This window comes from Paraburkholderia silvatlantica (genome assembly GCF_003096715.1).
In the GTDB taxonomy this organism is placed as follows: domain Bacteria; phylum Pseudomonadota; class Gammaproteobacteria; order Burkholderiales; family Burkholderiaceae; genus Paraburkholderia; species Paraburkholderia silvatlantica.
Genome location: NZ_QEOL01000028.1, coordinates 45,152 through 59,553 on the forward strand (window position 1 = coordinate 45,152; position 14,402 = coordinate 59,553).

Annotated in this window: 9 protein-coding genes and 2 tRNA genes; 5 read left to right on the forward strand and 6 right to left on the reverse strand. The window is 67.9% G+C overall.

Annotation, left to right across the window (positions count from 1 at the left end):
• Positions 1-117: 117 nt before the first annotated feature.
• Positions 118-4,212: a phosphoribosylformylglycinamidine synthase gene (gene purL / locus C7411_RS30020; protein WP_110387613.1), complete on the reverse strand. Its 4,095-nt coding sequence runs from the start codon at positions 4,210-4,212 to the stop codon at positions 118-120.
• A 352-nt stretch (positions 4,213-4,564) separates the two neighbouring features.
• Between purL and C7411_RS30025 the strand changes: the two genes are divergently transcribed.
• The 3 genes from C7411_RS30025 to pgi all read left to right on the forward strand — a co-directional run bounded on the left by C7411_RS30025 (position 4,565) and on the right by pgi (position 9,464).
• Complete coding sequence (locus tag C7411_RS30025; protein ID WP_110387614.1) at positions 4,565-5,860, forward strand: FAD-dependent oxidoreductase; 1,296 nt, start codon at positions 4,565-4,567, stop codon at positions 5,858-5,860.
• Positions 5,861-5,980: 120 nt separating this feature from the next.
• Entirely contained in the window at positions 5,981-7,573 is a 1,593-nt protein-coding gene (locus C7411_RS30030; protein ID WP_110387615.1) for an NAD(P)H-hydrate dehydratase, read from the forward strand.
• Between the two features lie 271 nt (positions 7,574-7,844).
• Positions 7,845-9,464, forward strand: a complete 1,620-nt coding sequence (gene pgi / locus C7411_RS30035; RefSeq protein WP_110387616.1) for a glucose-6-phosphate isomerase — start codon at positions 7,845-7,847, stop codon at positions 9,462-9,464.
• A gap of 54 nt (positions 9,465-9,518) precedes the next feature.
• Here pgi and C7411_RS30040 read toward each other — a convergent pair whose 3' ends face one another.
• On the reverse strand, positions 9,519-10,259 hold the full coding sequence (locus tag C7411_RS30040) for an ABC transporter ATP-binding protein (protein WP_110387617.1): 741 nt from the start codon (positions 10,257-10,259) through the stop codon (positions 9,519-9,521).
• Between the two features lie 144 nt (positions 10,260-10,403).
• Here C7411_RS30040 and C7411_RS30045 point away from each other — a divergent pair, with 144 nt between their 5' ends.
• A complete protein-coding gene (locus tag C7411_RS30045) occupies positions 10,404-11,039 on the forward strand; it encodes an arylesterase (protein ID WP_110857605.1) in 636 nt (211 codons plus the stop codon).
• A 205-nt stretch (positions 11,040-11,244) separates the two neighbouring features.
• Positions 11,245-11,592 carry a hypothetical protein gene (locus C7411_RS30050; protein ID WP_028206982.1) on the forward strand — a complete coding sequence of 116 codons (348 nt, stop codon included), beginning with the start codon at positions 11,245-11,247 and terminating at the stop codon, positions 11,590-11,592.
• Between the two features lie 94 nt (positions 11,593-11,686).
• Here C7411_RS30050 and C7411_RS30055 read toward each other — a convergent pair whose 3' ends face one another.
• The 4 genes from C7411_RS30055 to C7411_RS30070 form a co-directional block, all read right to left on the reverse strand.
• Entirely contained in the window at positions 11,687-13,633 is a 1,947-nt protein-coding gene (locus tag C7411_RS30055; protein WP_110387618.1) for a SurA N-terminal domain-containing protein, read from the reverse strand.
• Positions 13,634-13,736: 103 nt separating this feature from the next.
• Positions 13,737-13,813, reverse strand: a tRNA-Asp gene (locus C7411_RS30060).
• Between the two features lie 65 nt (positions 13,814-13,878).
• A tRNA-Val gene (locus C7411_RS30065) sits at positions 13,879-13,954 on the reverse strand.
• 73 nt (positions 13,955-14,027) lie between these two features.
• The gene (locus tag C7411_RS30070) at positions 14,028-14,300 is read right to left on the reverse strand and encodes an HU family DNA-binding protein (RefSeq protein ID WP_027796408.1); all 273 of its coding nucleotides are present in this window, start codon (positions 14,298-14,300) and stop codon (positions 14,028-14,030) included.
• Positions 14,301-14,402: the final 102 nt, after the last annotated feature.

Here is a 14,402-nt window from a genome sequence, read left to right on the forward strand (position 1 = left end):
TCACCGGGTAGCGCCCAAAAAGCAAAAACCCCGGCCCGCACTCGCCATCGAGGCATGACCGGGGTTTTCCGCCGGGGCGAGTTGCCCTGCCCCGGCATCAAACGTCCGCGAGGGGCGTCAGCCCACCCACTTGCGCGCGTTCTGGAATGCACGCATCCACGGGCTCGCCTCGCCCCAGGCTTCGGGGTGCCAGCTCATCGTCACCGTGCGCTGCACGCGCTCGGTGTGCGGCATCAGCACCGTGAAGCGGCCGTCGGGCGTCGTAACCGAGGTGATGCCTTGCGGCGAGCCGTTCGGATTGAACGGGTAGGCCTCGGTCGCCTGGGCGCGATGGTCGACGTAGCGCATCGCCACCGCCACCTTCGAGATGTCGCCCTGCTGCGAGAAGTCCGCGAAACCTTCGCCGTGCGCGACCGCCACCGGAATGCGCGAGCCTTCCATGCCATTGAAGAAGATCGACGGCGAGCCCTGCACTTCCACCAGCGAGAAGCGCGCTTCGAACTGCTCCGACTTGTTGCGCGTGAACTTCGGCCAGGCTTGCGCACCCGGAATCATCGAGGCGAGGCTCGACATCATCTGGCAGCCGTTGCAGATACCGAGCGCAAACGTGTCCTGACGCGCGAAGAACGCCGCGAACATGTCCGCGAGCTTCGCGTTGAAGCGGATCGTCTTGGCCCAGCCTTCGCCCGCTCCCAGCACGTCGCCGTACGAGAAGCCGCCGCAGGCCACCGCGCCCGCGAAGTCGGCGAGCGTGGCGCGGCCTTCGAGCAGGTCGCTCATGTGGACGTCGTGCGCGTCGAAGCCGGCGCGGTCGAACGCGTACGCGGTTTCGAGGTGCGAGTTCACGCCCTGCTCGCGCAGGATCGCCACACGCGGACGCGCACCCTTGCCGATGAACGGCGCGGCGACGTCCTCGGCCGGATCGAACGTGAGATGCGGCTGCATGCCCGGATCGGCGGCGTCGAGCAGCGCGTCGTATTCGGAATCGGCGCACGCGGGGTTGTCGCGCAGACGCGCAATGCGCCAGCTCACTTCGCTCCACACGCGTTGCAGTTGCGCACGCGGCGCTTCGTAGATGCGTTTCGCGTCGCGGTAGATTTCGATCGAGTCGCGATTGTTCAGCGTGCCGATCACGTGCGAGCACACCGACAGGCCATGCTGACGCAGCACGCCCATCACGGCGTCGCGCTGCTGTGCCGGCACCTGGATCACCGCGCCGAGTTCTTCGGAGAAGAGCGCGCGCAGCGTGCGGTCTTCGCGGCGGCCGCTCGTCTGCTTCGCCCAGTCCTTGGCGTCGCCGTAGTCCGATTCGTGCTCGCTGTCGAGCGTGAGCATGTCCACGTTCAGCGACACGCCGGTGTGACCCGCAAAGGCCATTTCGCAGACCGTCGCCCACAGGCCGCCGTCAGAACGGTCGTGGTACGCGAGCAGTTGCTCGTTCGCGTTCAGTTGCTGGATGGCCGTGAAGAACTGCTTGAGGTCTTCGGCGTTGTCCACGTCGGGCACCGCGTCTCCGACCTGCTGCGTGACCTGCGCGAAAATGCTGCCGCCCATGCGGTTCTTGCCGCGGCCCAGATCGATCGCGATCAGCACCGACTCGCCCACTTCGTCGGCGCGGCGCAGTTGCGGCGTGAGATGGCGGCGCACGTCGTCGACCGGCGCGAACGCCGAGATGATGAGCGAAACCGGCGCGACCACTTCCTTCGCCACGCCTGCTTCGTTCCACTTCGTGCGCATGGAGAGCGAATCCTTGCCCACCGGAATACCGATGCCCAGCGCCGGGCACAGCTCCATGCCGATCGCCTTCACGGTGTCGTACAGTGCGGCGTCCTCGCCCGGCGCGCCGCACGCGGCCATCCAGTTCGCAGAGAGCTTGAGCTTGTCGAGCGCCAGGATCGGTGCGCTCGCGATGTTGGTGATCGCCTCGCCCACGGCCATGCGGCCCGATGCGGGCGCATCGATCACGGCGAGCGGCGTGCGCTCGGCCATCGTCATCGCTTCGCCCTTGTAGCCGGCGTAGTCGAGCGCGGTGATCGCGCAGTCGGCCACCGGCACCTGCCACGGACCGACCATCTGGTCGCGCACCGTCGTGCCGCCCACCGAGCGGTCGCCGATGGTGATGAGGAACGACTTGCTGCCCACGGTCGGGTGGCGCAGCACGCTTTGCGCGACTTCGTCGAGCGAGACGCCCGTGACCTCGACCGGCGCCAGCGGCACGCTCGCGTGCTCGACGTTGCGGTGCATGCGCGGCGGCTTGCCGAGCAGGATGTCCATCGGCATGTCGACGGGCTGGTGGCCGCCGTTGGCCGCGAGCGCCGCTTCGTCGGTGTCGATGAGCTTCAGGTCGCGCGCGTCGGTCGCAACGCCCACGACGGCAAACGGGCAGCGTTCACGCTCGCAGATCGCCTGGAATTCCGCCAGATCGGCGGGTGCGATTGCGAGGACGTAGCGTTCCTGCGATTCGTTCGACCAGATTTCGCGCGGCGAAAGGCCCGACTCCTCGAGCTGCACCTTGCGCAGTTCGAAGCGCGCGCCCTTGTCCGCGCCGTCGACGAGTTCCGGGAAGGCGTTGGAAAGGCCGCCCGCGCCCACGTCGTGAATGCTCAGGATCGGGTTGCGCTCGCCCAGCTGCCAGCACGAATTGATGACTTCCTGCGCGCGACGCTCGATTTCCGGGTTGCCGCGCTGAACCGAGTCGAAGTCGAGTTCGGCGGTGTTGGTGCCGGTGGCCATCGAGCTGGCCGCGCCGCCGCCCATGCCGATGCGCATGCCCGGGCCGCCGATCTGGATGAGCAGCGTGCCGGCCGGCAGATCGTGCTTGTGCGTGTGTTGCGCGCTGATGTTGCCGAGGCCGCCCGCGATCATGATCGGCTTGTGATAGCCGCGCACGGTGCCCGCCACGTTCTGCTCGTAGGTGCGGAAATAGCCGCCGAGGTTCGGCCGGCCGAATTCGTTGTTGAACGCGGCGCCGCCGAGCGGGCCGTCGATCATGATCTGCAGCGGCGACGCGATGCGGTCCGGGCGGCCGTATGTTCCGTTCGCGCCCTGCGTGTCGGCCGGATTGCGCAGCGCGAGCGGCACGGCCGCGTCGCGGGCGTCTTCCCAGGCTTCGCGCGCGTCGGGCAGATCGAGGTTCGACACCGTGAAACCCGTGAGGCCGGCCTTCGGACGCGCGCCGCGGCCCGTCGCGCCTTCGTCGCGGATTTCGCCGCCCGAGCCCGTTGCCGCGCCCGCGAACGGCGAGATCGCCGTGGGGTGGTTGTGCGTCTCCACCTTCATCAGCGTGTGCGTGAGTTCGGTGTGGCGGCCGTAACGTTCAGCCGGCTCACCCGGCGTGCCTTCGGCGTTGCGCTTGCGCGGGAACCAGCGTTCCGCGACCGCGCCTTCCATGATCGACGAGTTGTCCGAGTACGCGACGATCGTGCCCTGCGGGCTGATCTTCTCGGTATTGCGGATCATCGCGAAAAGCGACATATCCTGATCCTGGCCGTCGATCGTCCAGCTCGCGTTGAAGATCTTGTGGCGGCAGTGCTCGCTGTTGGCCTGCGCGAACATCATCAGTTCGACGTCGGTCGGGTTGCGCTCGAGCTTCTTGAAGTTTTCGACGAGGTAGTCGATTTCATCGTCGGCGAGCGCGAGGCCCAGTTCGCCGTTGGCCGCTTCGAGGGCCGCACGGCCGTGGCCGAGCACGTCCACCGTCTGCATCGGCCTCGCCGGCAGTTCGTCGAACAGATGCAGTGCGGCGTCGCGCGAAGGCGCCACGCTTTCGGTCATGCGGTCGTGCAGCGCCGCGGCGACAGCGGCATGCGCCTCTTCCGAAAGCGTCTTCTTGCCGCCGAGCAGGCCCGACTTGAGCACCACCGTGTATTCGACGCCGCGCTCGATGCGGCGCACCTGCTCGAGGCCGCAATGATGCGCGATGTCCGTGGCTTTGCTCGCCCACGGCGACACCGTGCCGAAGCGCGGCACGACGAGGAACGCGAGCGCGCTGCCGCGCTCCTGCGGAGCCGCGAACGGCGCGCCGTAGTGCATCAGCGCTTCGATCTTCGCGCTGTCGTCGGCGGAAAGCTCCGCGGCCGAGTTGACGAAATGCAGATACTGGCCGTGCACGCCGACGATGTTGGCGTCGATACGCTGAAGCGTCTCGAGCAGGCGGGTCTGACGGAAGTCGGAAAGGGCCGAAGCACCGGGGAAACACGAGAAGTGGGCCATGGACTGGGGCGTTGCGTCGAGGTTGCGTCGAGGTTGCGTCAGAGTTGCGTCGCGGCTTCGCCTCGCGCGAAACACGTCGCAAGGTGGCGATGCGTCGCGCGGGGATGGCGACGGTCAGGCGAAGGGAGACCGCGATTATAACCCGGAAGACCCGTCCTGACCGCCCCGGCAGCCGCCCGGAACGCATGTGGCAACCGGGCCTCGCGCATGGCGACGCGCACGCTTTCGCTGCTATGATTGCGCGTTTCGTCTGATCGGCGCACCCGGGCATGGCTTCGGCGCGCCGCACGCCCCACCTTCGGCAGCACGCCCTCACCCGAGCGAGCGCCACCTGCCTGCAGATCGTATCGTCATGGATGTCATCGTCATCGGCGGCGGAATCGCCGGCATCGCTACCGCCTGGCAGCTGCGCGCGGCCGGGCATCGCGTCTGCGTGATCGAACGCCACGCCACCGTCGCGCAAGGCGCGACCTACGGGCATAGCGGCATTGCACTGCCCACGCCGCTCGACGTCTGGTTCGGCCCCACCTTCCTGCGCCATGGCCGTCAATCGTCCGGCGGCGTGATCAGCAAGACAGGCTGGCGCGGCGAGGCGCACGGTTTCGTCAAGCGCCTCGCCGCGCTGCACGGCTCCGAGGCGTTTGCCGGGCGCTATGCGCTGCTGCGCCCGCTCATCGAGTCGGCGCGAGCGGCGCTCGCCGACATCGATGCGCGTTTCCAGCTCGACTACGAGCAGCGCGACGGCCTGCTCTACCTCGTGCGCGGCAACGACGAATGGTCGCTCACGCAACCGGCCCTCGAACTGCTGCGCCGCTTCGAGACGCCGCATCACGCACTTTCGCCCGCGGAATGCGTGGCTTTCGACCCTGCCATTCCCGCCGATCCGCCGTTTGCGGGCGGCGTGCGCTTCGAGACCGGCCGGGTAGCCAACTGCCCGCTCTTCGTGAAGCTGCTCAAGCAGGGGCTCGACGCCCAGGGCGGCGTGCAGTTCGAGATGAGCCGGGAGGTCAGCGCGATCCGCCTGGAAGACCGGCGCGCGGCGGTAGAGCTTGCGCCGCCTGCGCACGAAGCGGGCCGCTCGCGCGACGTCGAGGTGATCTCGGGCGACGCCGTCGTGGTCGCCGCTGGCGCGCAAACGCCGCGGCTCGTCGCGCCGCTCGGCCACAGGATGCCGTTCTATCCGCTGCGCATGCACACGCTCAATTCGCCGGTGGCGCACGAGGAATGCGTGCCGCAGACCACCATCGTCGACGCCGGCAAGCGCATCGCCATCGCGCGCATGAATCACCGGCTGCGCATCTCGGGCGCCGCCGTGCTGCTGCGCGCGCAGGAAGTCGACGACGCCCTGCCCGAAGCGCTTACCGAAGACGCCCTCGCGCTGCTCGGCGAGGCGTCGCGCGACTGGGCGCCGGGTGCCGCGCGCATCTCGGCGGCGCTTGCGTGGGAAGGCATGAAGCTGCTTTCCGCCGACGGCCTGCCTGCGGTCGGCAGCGTGAGCCATCCGCGCCTGTACGTCAACGCGGGCCACGGGCCGGCAGGCTGGGCGCTTGCGCTCGGTTCGGCGCGTCTCATCGCCCAGCAGATCTCCAGCGCACCGCCCGACCTGCCGGCCGATACCATCAAGGCGCTCTGGCCGGGCCGCGATTGAACGGCGCCCGCCGGAGCGGCGTTGCCGCGCCGCCGTGCCGGTCCACCGCCCGCCTGGGGCATGCCGTCTGAGGGCTTGCTCGGGTATCGTTGCGATGTCGCCTCCGAGGACCGCATCGTCATGACGCACGCACCCCACTCCTTTGGCGCCGGGCAACCGGTGCTTCTCTTTCCGCACGATCGTGCGGTCCCGCTGCTCACCGTCGAACAGCTGCGCGGGGCCGAAGTCGCCGCGCAGTCGGCCCTGCCTGCCCACGCGCTCATGGCGCGGGCAGGCGCCGCCGCCGCGCACTTCCTGAGCGAGCAACTCGCGCACGCGCCCTCGTCGGCGAGCGACAAGCCGGTCTGGTTCGCCGCCGGGCCAGGCAACAACGGCGGCGACGCGCTCGTCGTCGCTACCGTTCTGCATCGCGCGGGCGTCGCCGTGGAAGTCTGCATGCCCGTCGAAGTCAAGCCCGACGACGCGCGCTGGGCGCTCGCCGAAGCGCACGCGGCGGGCGTGCCCGTCACCGCGTCGGCGCCCGCTTCGTTCGATGCTTATGGCTGGCTCGTCGACGGGATGTTCGGCATCGGCCTCGCACGCGGGCTCGAAGGCGTATTCGCCGAACTCGCCGAGAGCCTCTCGGCGCGCGCGCGCAGCCATGGCCACGTGCTCGCGCTCGACGTGCCAAGCGGGCTCGACAGCGACACCGGCAATGTGGTCGGCAGCGGCCCCGCGGTGCGCGCGACCCACACCGTGACCTTCATCGCGGCCAAGCCCGGCCTGTACACCGGCGTCGGGCGCGACCATGCAGGCGCCGTCGCGGTCGCGCCGATCGGCATCGACACCGAAGGCACGCCGGGCGCGGCGCGCCTGAACGCGCCCGCGCTCTTCGCGGCCGCGCTGCCCGCACGCGAGTTCGCCACCCACAAGGGCACGTTCGGCACGCTCGCCGTCGTGGGCGGCGACACGGGCATGTGCGGCGCGCCGATTCTCGCGGCGCGCGCGGCGCTCCTCACCGGCGCGGGCAAGGTTCACGTGGGCTTCCTGGGCAGCGACGCGCCGCCCTACGACGCGCCTCACCCCGAACTCATGCTGCACGCGGCCGCCAGGCTCGCGCTCGGCGCGATGGACGCCGTCGCCGCGGGCTGCGGCATGGGCGGCAGCGCCTCGGCGCGCCAGCTCGTGGACGCCATCCTGCGCCTTCGCGCCCCCGTGCTCCTCGATGCCGACGCGCTCAATCTGGTCGCGCGCGACGAGGCGCTCGCGGCACACGTCGCGCAATCGGCCGCCGCGCGCGGCGCGCCTTGCGTGCTCACGCCGCATCCGCTCGAGGCGGCGCGCCTCCTCGGCTGCGACACCGCCGCGGTGCAGCGCGACCGCCTCGCCGCAGCACGAACACTTGCCGGCCGCTATGCGGCGGTTGCCGTGCTCAAGGGCAGCGGCACCGTGGTCGCCGCGCCCGACGGCCGTGTCGCCGTCAACCCCACCGGCAACGCGGGCCTCGCCACGGGCGGGACCGGCGACGTGCTCGGCGGCATGATCGGCGCGCTGCTGGCCCAGCGCCTGCCGCCCTATGAAGCGGCACTCGCGGGTGTCTATCTGCACGGCCTCGCCGCCGACACGCTGTGCGCGCAAGGCGACGGCCCCGCGGGCCTCACGGCGGGCGAACTCGCGCCAGCGGCGCGCAAGCTCCTGAACCGGCTCTTTTATGCGCCGCCTTATGCCGCCTGAAGCCGCAGCTCGTACTTCCTGCGTCTCGCACGTCCGTTCGCGCGGCACGCGGCTTGCTCTGCCTGGAACGTCTGTCCGCCTCCCGCCCCCTCGCACGGCCGCAGGCATCACAACGCTGCGCAGTGTCGCGCGAGGCCGCTATACTGATCCTCCGCACACCGCCTTCCACCGGAGGCGGCCCGTGCTTCCCCGCGGCGCGCGAAGCGCGCGTTCGGCCACACCGGCGAACCGCACCTGCCGCCCTCCATTCGTGATCCCTCGCTAGACGAACATGACGAATCCGCTCCCCGCCTGGTCCGCGCTACAGACGCATTACGAACAGATCCGCGACGAAAAGCTGCGCGACTGGTTCGCCCCCGCCAACGACCCTGCGCCGACGCGCGCCGAACGCTTCACGTTTGCAGGCGCCGGACTCGGCGCCGACCTCTCGAAGAACCGCATCACCGACGCCACGCTCGAGCTGCTCGTGCAGCTCGCTCGCGAGGCCGGCGTGCAAGCGCGCCGCGATGCGATGTTCAAGGGCGAAGTCGTCAACCCGACTGAAGGCCGCGCAGCGCTGCACACCGCCTTGCGCGCCACCGAAGCCGATGCCCCGTTCCACGCGCAGATCGTCGCCGAGCGCGCGAAGATGGCGAAGTTCGCCGACGCCGTGCGCAGCGGCGCATGGACCGGCTACACGGGCAAGCGCATCCGCCATGTCGTGAATATCGGCATCGGCGGTTCGGACCTCGGGCCGAAAATGGTCGTGCACGCGCTCAAGCATCTCGAGCTGCCCGAGATCACCTCGCACTTCGTCTCGAACGTCGACGGCGCAGACCTGTGGCGCACGATCGAAAACATCGATCCGGAAGAGACGCTGGCGATCATCGTTTCGAAGACCTTCACGACGCTCGAAACCATGACCAACGCGCTGTCGATGCGCGACTGGTTCGTCAAGCATGGCTGCCCGGAAAGCGAACTCGCGAAGCACTTCGTGGGTGTCTCGGCTAACACGGCCGAAGTCGTGAAGTTCGGCATCGCCAAAGAAAACGTCTTCGAGATGTGGGACTGGGTCGGCGGCCGCTATTCGCTGTGGTCGGCCGTGGGTCTCTCGATCATGATCGCCATCGGGCCGCAGCAGTTCGACGAATTGCTCGCCGGTGCGCACGACATGGACAAGCACTTCCGCGAAGCGCCGCTGGAAAAGAACCTGCCCGTGCTGCTCGGCATGATCGGCGTCTGGTACCGCAACTTCTTCGGCTCGCAGAGCTATCTCGTCGCACCCTACTCCGAAGCGCTGCACTTCCTGCCTTCGTATCTCCAGCAGCTCGAAATGGAGAGCAACGGCAAGTCGGCGCGCCTCGACGGCAAGTTCGTCGATTACGCGACCTCGGCGATCACCTGGGGCGAGCCCGGCACGAACGGCCAGCACGCGTTCTTCCAGATGCTGCACCAGGGCACGACGATCGTGCCGATCGACTTCATCGCCGTGCTCACGCCCGAGCATCCGCTCGCCGACCATCATCCGAAACTGCTCGCGAACTGCTTTGCGCAGAGCGAGGCGCTGATGCTCGGCCGCACCGAAGAAGAAGCGCGCAAGATCGCGGGCCCGGACAAGCCCGAACTCGTGCCGCACATCATGTTCCCCGGCAACCGGCCGACCACCACGCTGCTCGTCGACGCGCTCACCGCCCGCTCGCTCGGCGCGATCATCGCGCTCTATGAGCACAAGGTGCTCGTGCAGGCCTGCGTGTGGGATATCAATCCGTTCGATCAGTGGGGCGTGGAACTCGGCAAGATCCTCGGCAAAGTGGTCGAAGCCGACTTGAACGCAGCAAGCGCCGATGTGAAGCCGCACGATTCGTCCACCGCCGCGCTGATCGCGCGCGCCCGTGCGGCGCTCAAGCGCTGACCGGCACAGAGGCGGCGTGCGTACGCACTGCGCACGCCGTTCACCGCTCAGGCGCTAACGCCCGGCTTCGACATTGCTCGCGTTGCGCGAGGCTGCTGCGCCATGCGGCGCATTGGGCACGCGGTGGCCCGCCTCGATCGTGATGATCGCGTCGCAACGCTGCGCAAGATCGACGTCGTGGGTGACGAGCACGAGCGTCGCCCCGTTGGCGCGATTGAGTTCGAACATCAGGTCGATGACGGCGTGGCCTGTGGCGGCGTCGAGGCTGCCCGTGGGCTCGTCGGCGAACAGCACGGCGGGGCGCGTCACGAAGGCGCGGGCGAGCGCCACACGCTGCTGTTCGCCGCCCGAGAGCAGCTTCGGGTAGTGGCCCGTGCGCCCGGCAAGACCCACGCGCTCGAGCAGCGTGCGGGCGCGGGCGAAAGCATCACGCGTCGACATGCCGCCCTGCAGTTCGAGCGGCAGCGCGACGTTTTCCAGAGCGGTGAGATGCGGCATCAACTGGAACGACTGGAACACGAAGCCCACCGAGCCGTTGCGCAGCGCCGCGCGCTGGTCTTCGGCCATCCCGGTAAGCTCATGGCCCAGCAGGCGCACCGAACCCGCGCTCGCGCTGTCGAGGCCGGCCAGCAGGCCGAGCAGCGTCGACTTGCCGGAACCGGAGGCGCCGACGATCGCCACGCTCCCGCCGGCCTGCACGGTAAGGTCGATGCCGTCGAGGATCGTCAGCTCGCCGGTGGCGTCGGTGACCCGCTTGCTCAAACCCCGTACTTCGATGACTGGATCGCTATTCATTCGCACATGATGACGCACAGGTTAGCCGTGAACCAGAAGCGCGCCGCGCGGCGCGCCGCCCCTTCCCGCGCCCGGTCCCGCTTCAGCGCGCTTGCCGCTATCGCCGCCTGGACCGCCGCTGCCTTGCTCGGTGCCTTCTGTGGCATGACCGGCACCGCGCTCGCGGCCACGCCCGTTTCTACGGCCGCCGCGGCGACGAACCCCGCCGCCACGGCAAAACCGAACATCGTCGTGCTCGGCGACAGCCTCTCGGCCGAATACGGCCTGCCGCGCGATACGGGCTGGGTGGCTCTACTGCGCCAGCGGCTCGCCGGCGAGCGAATCGATTATAACGTTGCGAATGCGAGCATCAGCGGGGACACGACGAGCGGCGGACTCACACGCCTGCCGCTCGTCATGCAGCGCATCAAGCCCGCGATCGTGATCGTCGAACTGGGCGCAAACGACGCGCTGCGCGGCGTGCCGCTCACGACGACCGAGAGCAATCTGCGCGCCATCGTCGCGCAGATCCGCAAGGGCGGCGCGCAACCCGTGCTCATCGGCATGTACGTGCCGCCTAACTACGGGGCCGACTACACGCGTGACTTCCACGCCATTTACGTGCGGCTTGCGAAGGATTCGAACGTTCCGCTCGTACCCTTTCTGCTCGCCGGCCTCGCCGACAAGCCCGAACTCTTCCAGGCCGATCAGATCCATCCCACCCAGCAGGCACAGCCATTGCTCCTCGACAACGTGTGGCCGACACTCAAGCCGCTGCTCGGCAGCGGCGTGCGGCGCTGACGCGGTAACCAGGCAAACGCGCGGGCGTCCTTACCGGGCGCCCTTTCTGAGGACCCCGACTTCGGTGCGTTCAAGCCGCTCCAGCCTCTTGGGCCGCGTGGCGGCAAGTAGCGGCGCCCACAGTTGGCCACCTTTTGTGTCAGACACGCGAGCCCGAGAAGCATCGCTGTCTGAATCCGACCGACCCTGACTGGAGGGAAGAAGCGTGAAATATTTACCTCTCATTGTCGTTACGGCAGCACTTGCTGCCTGCGCGAATCAGCCAATGCCGAGCGGAGCGCAGTCCGTCGGCACGAGCCAGCAGCCGCCCGCGACGGTTGCCCAATGCATCGCGCAAAAATGGGCCGACAAGTCGCAGCAGCAAGTCGTCTCGCAGTCCGTGCTCGCCAACGGCCAGGCTGTCGACGTCTACGTCCCTGGCCAGCAGCCGCCTAACGGCGCAGCGGCAACGGTGCGCCCGGCGTGGAGCGCCAGCGCGAAGACGTGGGTCGGCTTCCGCTCCGGCGGCGGCGCGGGTGGAGACGCCACCAGCGACATCAGCGCCTGCCTCTGATTTCGCGCTCGCCAGAACGCAAAAGCCCCGCGATGTTTCGCGGGGCTTTTTTGCGCCGGCTCTCGATGCCGGCGGACAGATGCTCGAGGCGGACTTACTGGGCGCCGTCGCCGTCGCCCGACTGGCCCGCGGCACCGAGCGAACCGTAGAGCTTTACCTTCGCGCGCTCGCGCAGCGCGTCGAGGTACGCCTGCACCTGCGACTGGCCGCCCACCTGGGCCAGTTGCTGCTGCGCGGCGGCCAGACGCGGGCCTTCTGCGGCCGGACCGTTGGTCACGCTGTTCACGCGGTAAATCGCATAGCCGTCGTTGCCGAGGTCCACGCCCACATAAGCGGGCAGCTTCTGCGAATCGGCCTTGAAGACCGCGGACAGCGCGCCGGGCGGCAACCCTTGGGCGTCGTTGCGCGACACCTTGAGCGCCGACGAGAACCCGTCGGTCGACTTCGACTTCTGCAGCTCCGCGAGCCTGGCCTCGCCCTCCTTGCGCGCCATGTCGGCGGCCTGCTGCGCGACCACCTTCTGGCGAACCGTATCCTTGACCGCGGCGAATGCGGGCACGGCGGCCGGCTGGTAGTTCGTTACGTGAGCCGAGATCAACGTGCTGTTGCCGACGTCGATTGCCTGGGTGTTGTTGTGCTGGTTCACCGAGTCGCTCGCGAATACGGCGTCGAGGAACTTCTGGTTGTTCAGCGGGCTATCCGGCGGCAGCGCTGCATTCGGCTTCGGCGTGACCGTGGCCGTCTGGATCGTCAGCTTGTACTTGTCCGCGGCCGGCTGCAGGCTCCTGGCCTGCTCGTAGACCACCGACGTGAAGCCATCGCTCGCGTCGGCGAGCAGCTTCGCGGCTTGCTGCGCCTTCACGTCGTTCGTGATCTGCGCCTTCACGTCGTCGAACGGTTTCGTGACCGCCGGCTTCAGGTCCGTGACCTTGACGATGTGATAGCCGAAGTCCGACTGGATCACGTCGCTGATCTCATCCTTCTTCAGCTTGAAGACCGCGGCGTCGAACGCCTGGCCGCCCGCGATCATGCCGGGGCCGAAGTAGCCGAGGTCGCCGCCCTTCGAGGCCGAACCCGGGTCCTGCGACTCCTTCTGCGCGATCTGCGCGAACTGATCCGGATGCGCCTTCACTTCGGCGAGGATCGATTCGGCCTTCTGCTTCGCCGCGTTGCGCACGTCGACGCTCGCGTCCTTCGGCACCGTGATCAGGATGTGGCTCGCGCGCACTTCCTCCTGCGTGCGGTAGTGCGCGATGTTGTCTTCGTAGTACTTCTTGAGATCGGCGTCGCTCGGCTGCACGCCAGCGGCAACCGTGGCCGCCGAGAGCACGAGATACTGGATCTGCGCCGTGGCCGGCATGGCGAAGGCGTTCTTGTTCGCGTCGTAGTACGCCTGCAGTTGCGCGTCGGTCGGCTGGACCTTGGGCGCATAGTCGCTCGCGTGGAAGGCGAGGCCCTGCACCTCGCGCTGCTGCTCCGAGAGACCCGTGAGCTGCTGCGCGAGCGCCTTCGGCGTAAACGCGCTGCTGATGATCGACGCCGGCAGCTGCTGCATGGCGAGGCTATAGCGCACGCGCTCGTCGTACTGCTCGGGCGTCATGCCCTGCATGGCGAGCAGTTGCTTGTACTGGTCGAGATTGATCGAGCCGTCAGGATTCTTGAGCGACGAAATCACCGGGTCGGCGAGCAACGCGCGTCGCACGGCGTCGTCCGAGGCGGTAAGGTGCAGGCGCTGCGTCTCGTCCACGAGCACGCGTTGCTGGATCAGACCGTCGAGGATGTCCTTGCGGTGCTGGGGCGTGTCGAACAGGCTCGCGTCGAATTGCGCGCCGAGGACCTGTCGAGCCTGGTCGAGTTGCTGACGTGCGGCGTTGTCGTACTCGACACGCGTGATCTTGTGCCCGTTGACGCTTGCGACATTCGCGCTTTCATCGAAGAAGCCGCGGAAACCTTGAATACCGACGAAGCCCAGCCCTGGCAGGACGACCAGGAGCAGCATGAACATCATCAGGCGTTTGTGATTGCGGAAAAAGTCGAGCATGCGTGACCAGACGTTGATGGCGCCAAAAAATGGAACGCCCGATATTACAACAGCGGCCAACAAAAAAGGCGAACCGGAGTTCGCCTTCTTGTCGAGATATCCTTGGCGGAGCGGACGGGGCTCGAACCCGCGACCCCCGGCGTGACAGGCCGGTATTCTAACCAACTGAACTACCGCTCCGTGCGAGCGCCTCCGTGCAAGCGCAATAGGTACTGGAGGTACCGGAGGTACCGGAACTGAAGCTGTGGTGGGTGCTGAGAGGCTCGAACTCCCGACCTACGCCTTGTAAGGGCGCCGCTCTACCAACTGAGCTAAGCACCCAGCTTCATGCTTTCCTGCGCTGCTTCCGGCACGGCGACTTCTGCTGCGCCACCTTTATCAGGTAGCGAGCCCGCTAGTTTAGCGCATCCTTCAGCGCTTTGCCAGGCCTAAATTTGGGTACCTTCGCGGCCTTGATCTTGATCGCGTCGCCAGTGCGCGGATTGCGGCCCGTGCGCGCCGTGCGCTTGCCGACGGCAAACGTGCCGAAGCCGACGAGCGTGACCGAGCCGCCCTTCTTGAGCGTGCCTTTGACGCCGCCGATCACGGCGTCGAGTGCGCGTCCCGCAGCCGCTTTCGAAATGTCGGCTTGTTGCGCGATATGGTCGATCAATTCCGTTTTGTTCATTCCAGCCCCCGAGAATGTGTTTGGGCAAACGTAAGAAAGAAGGTCAACTTATTGGATAGACGTCCCCCGCATAGCGCGGGGCCCGCTCATTTAACGGGGCCG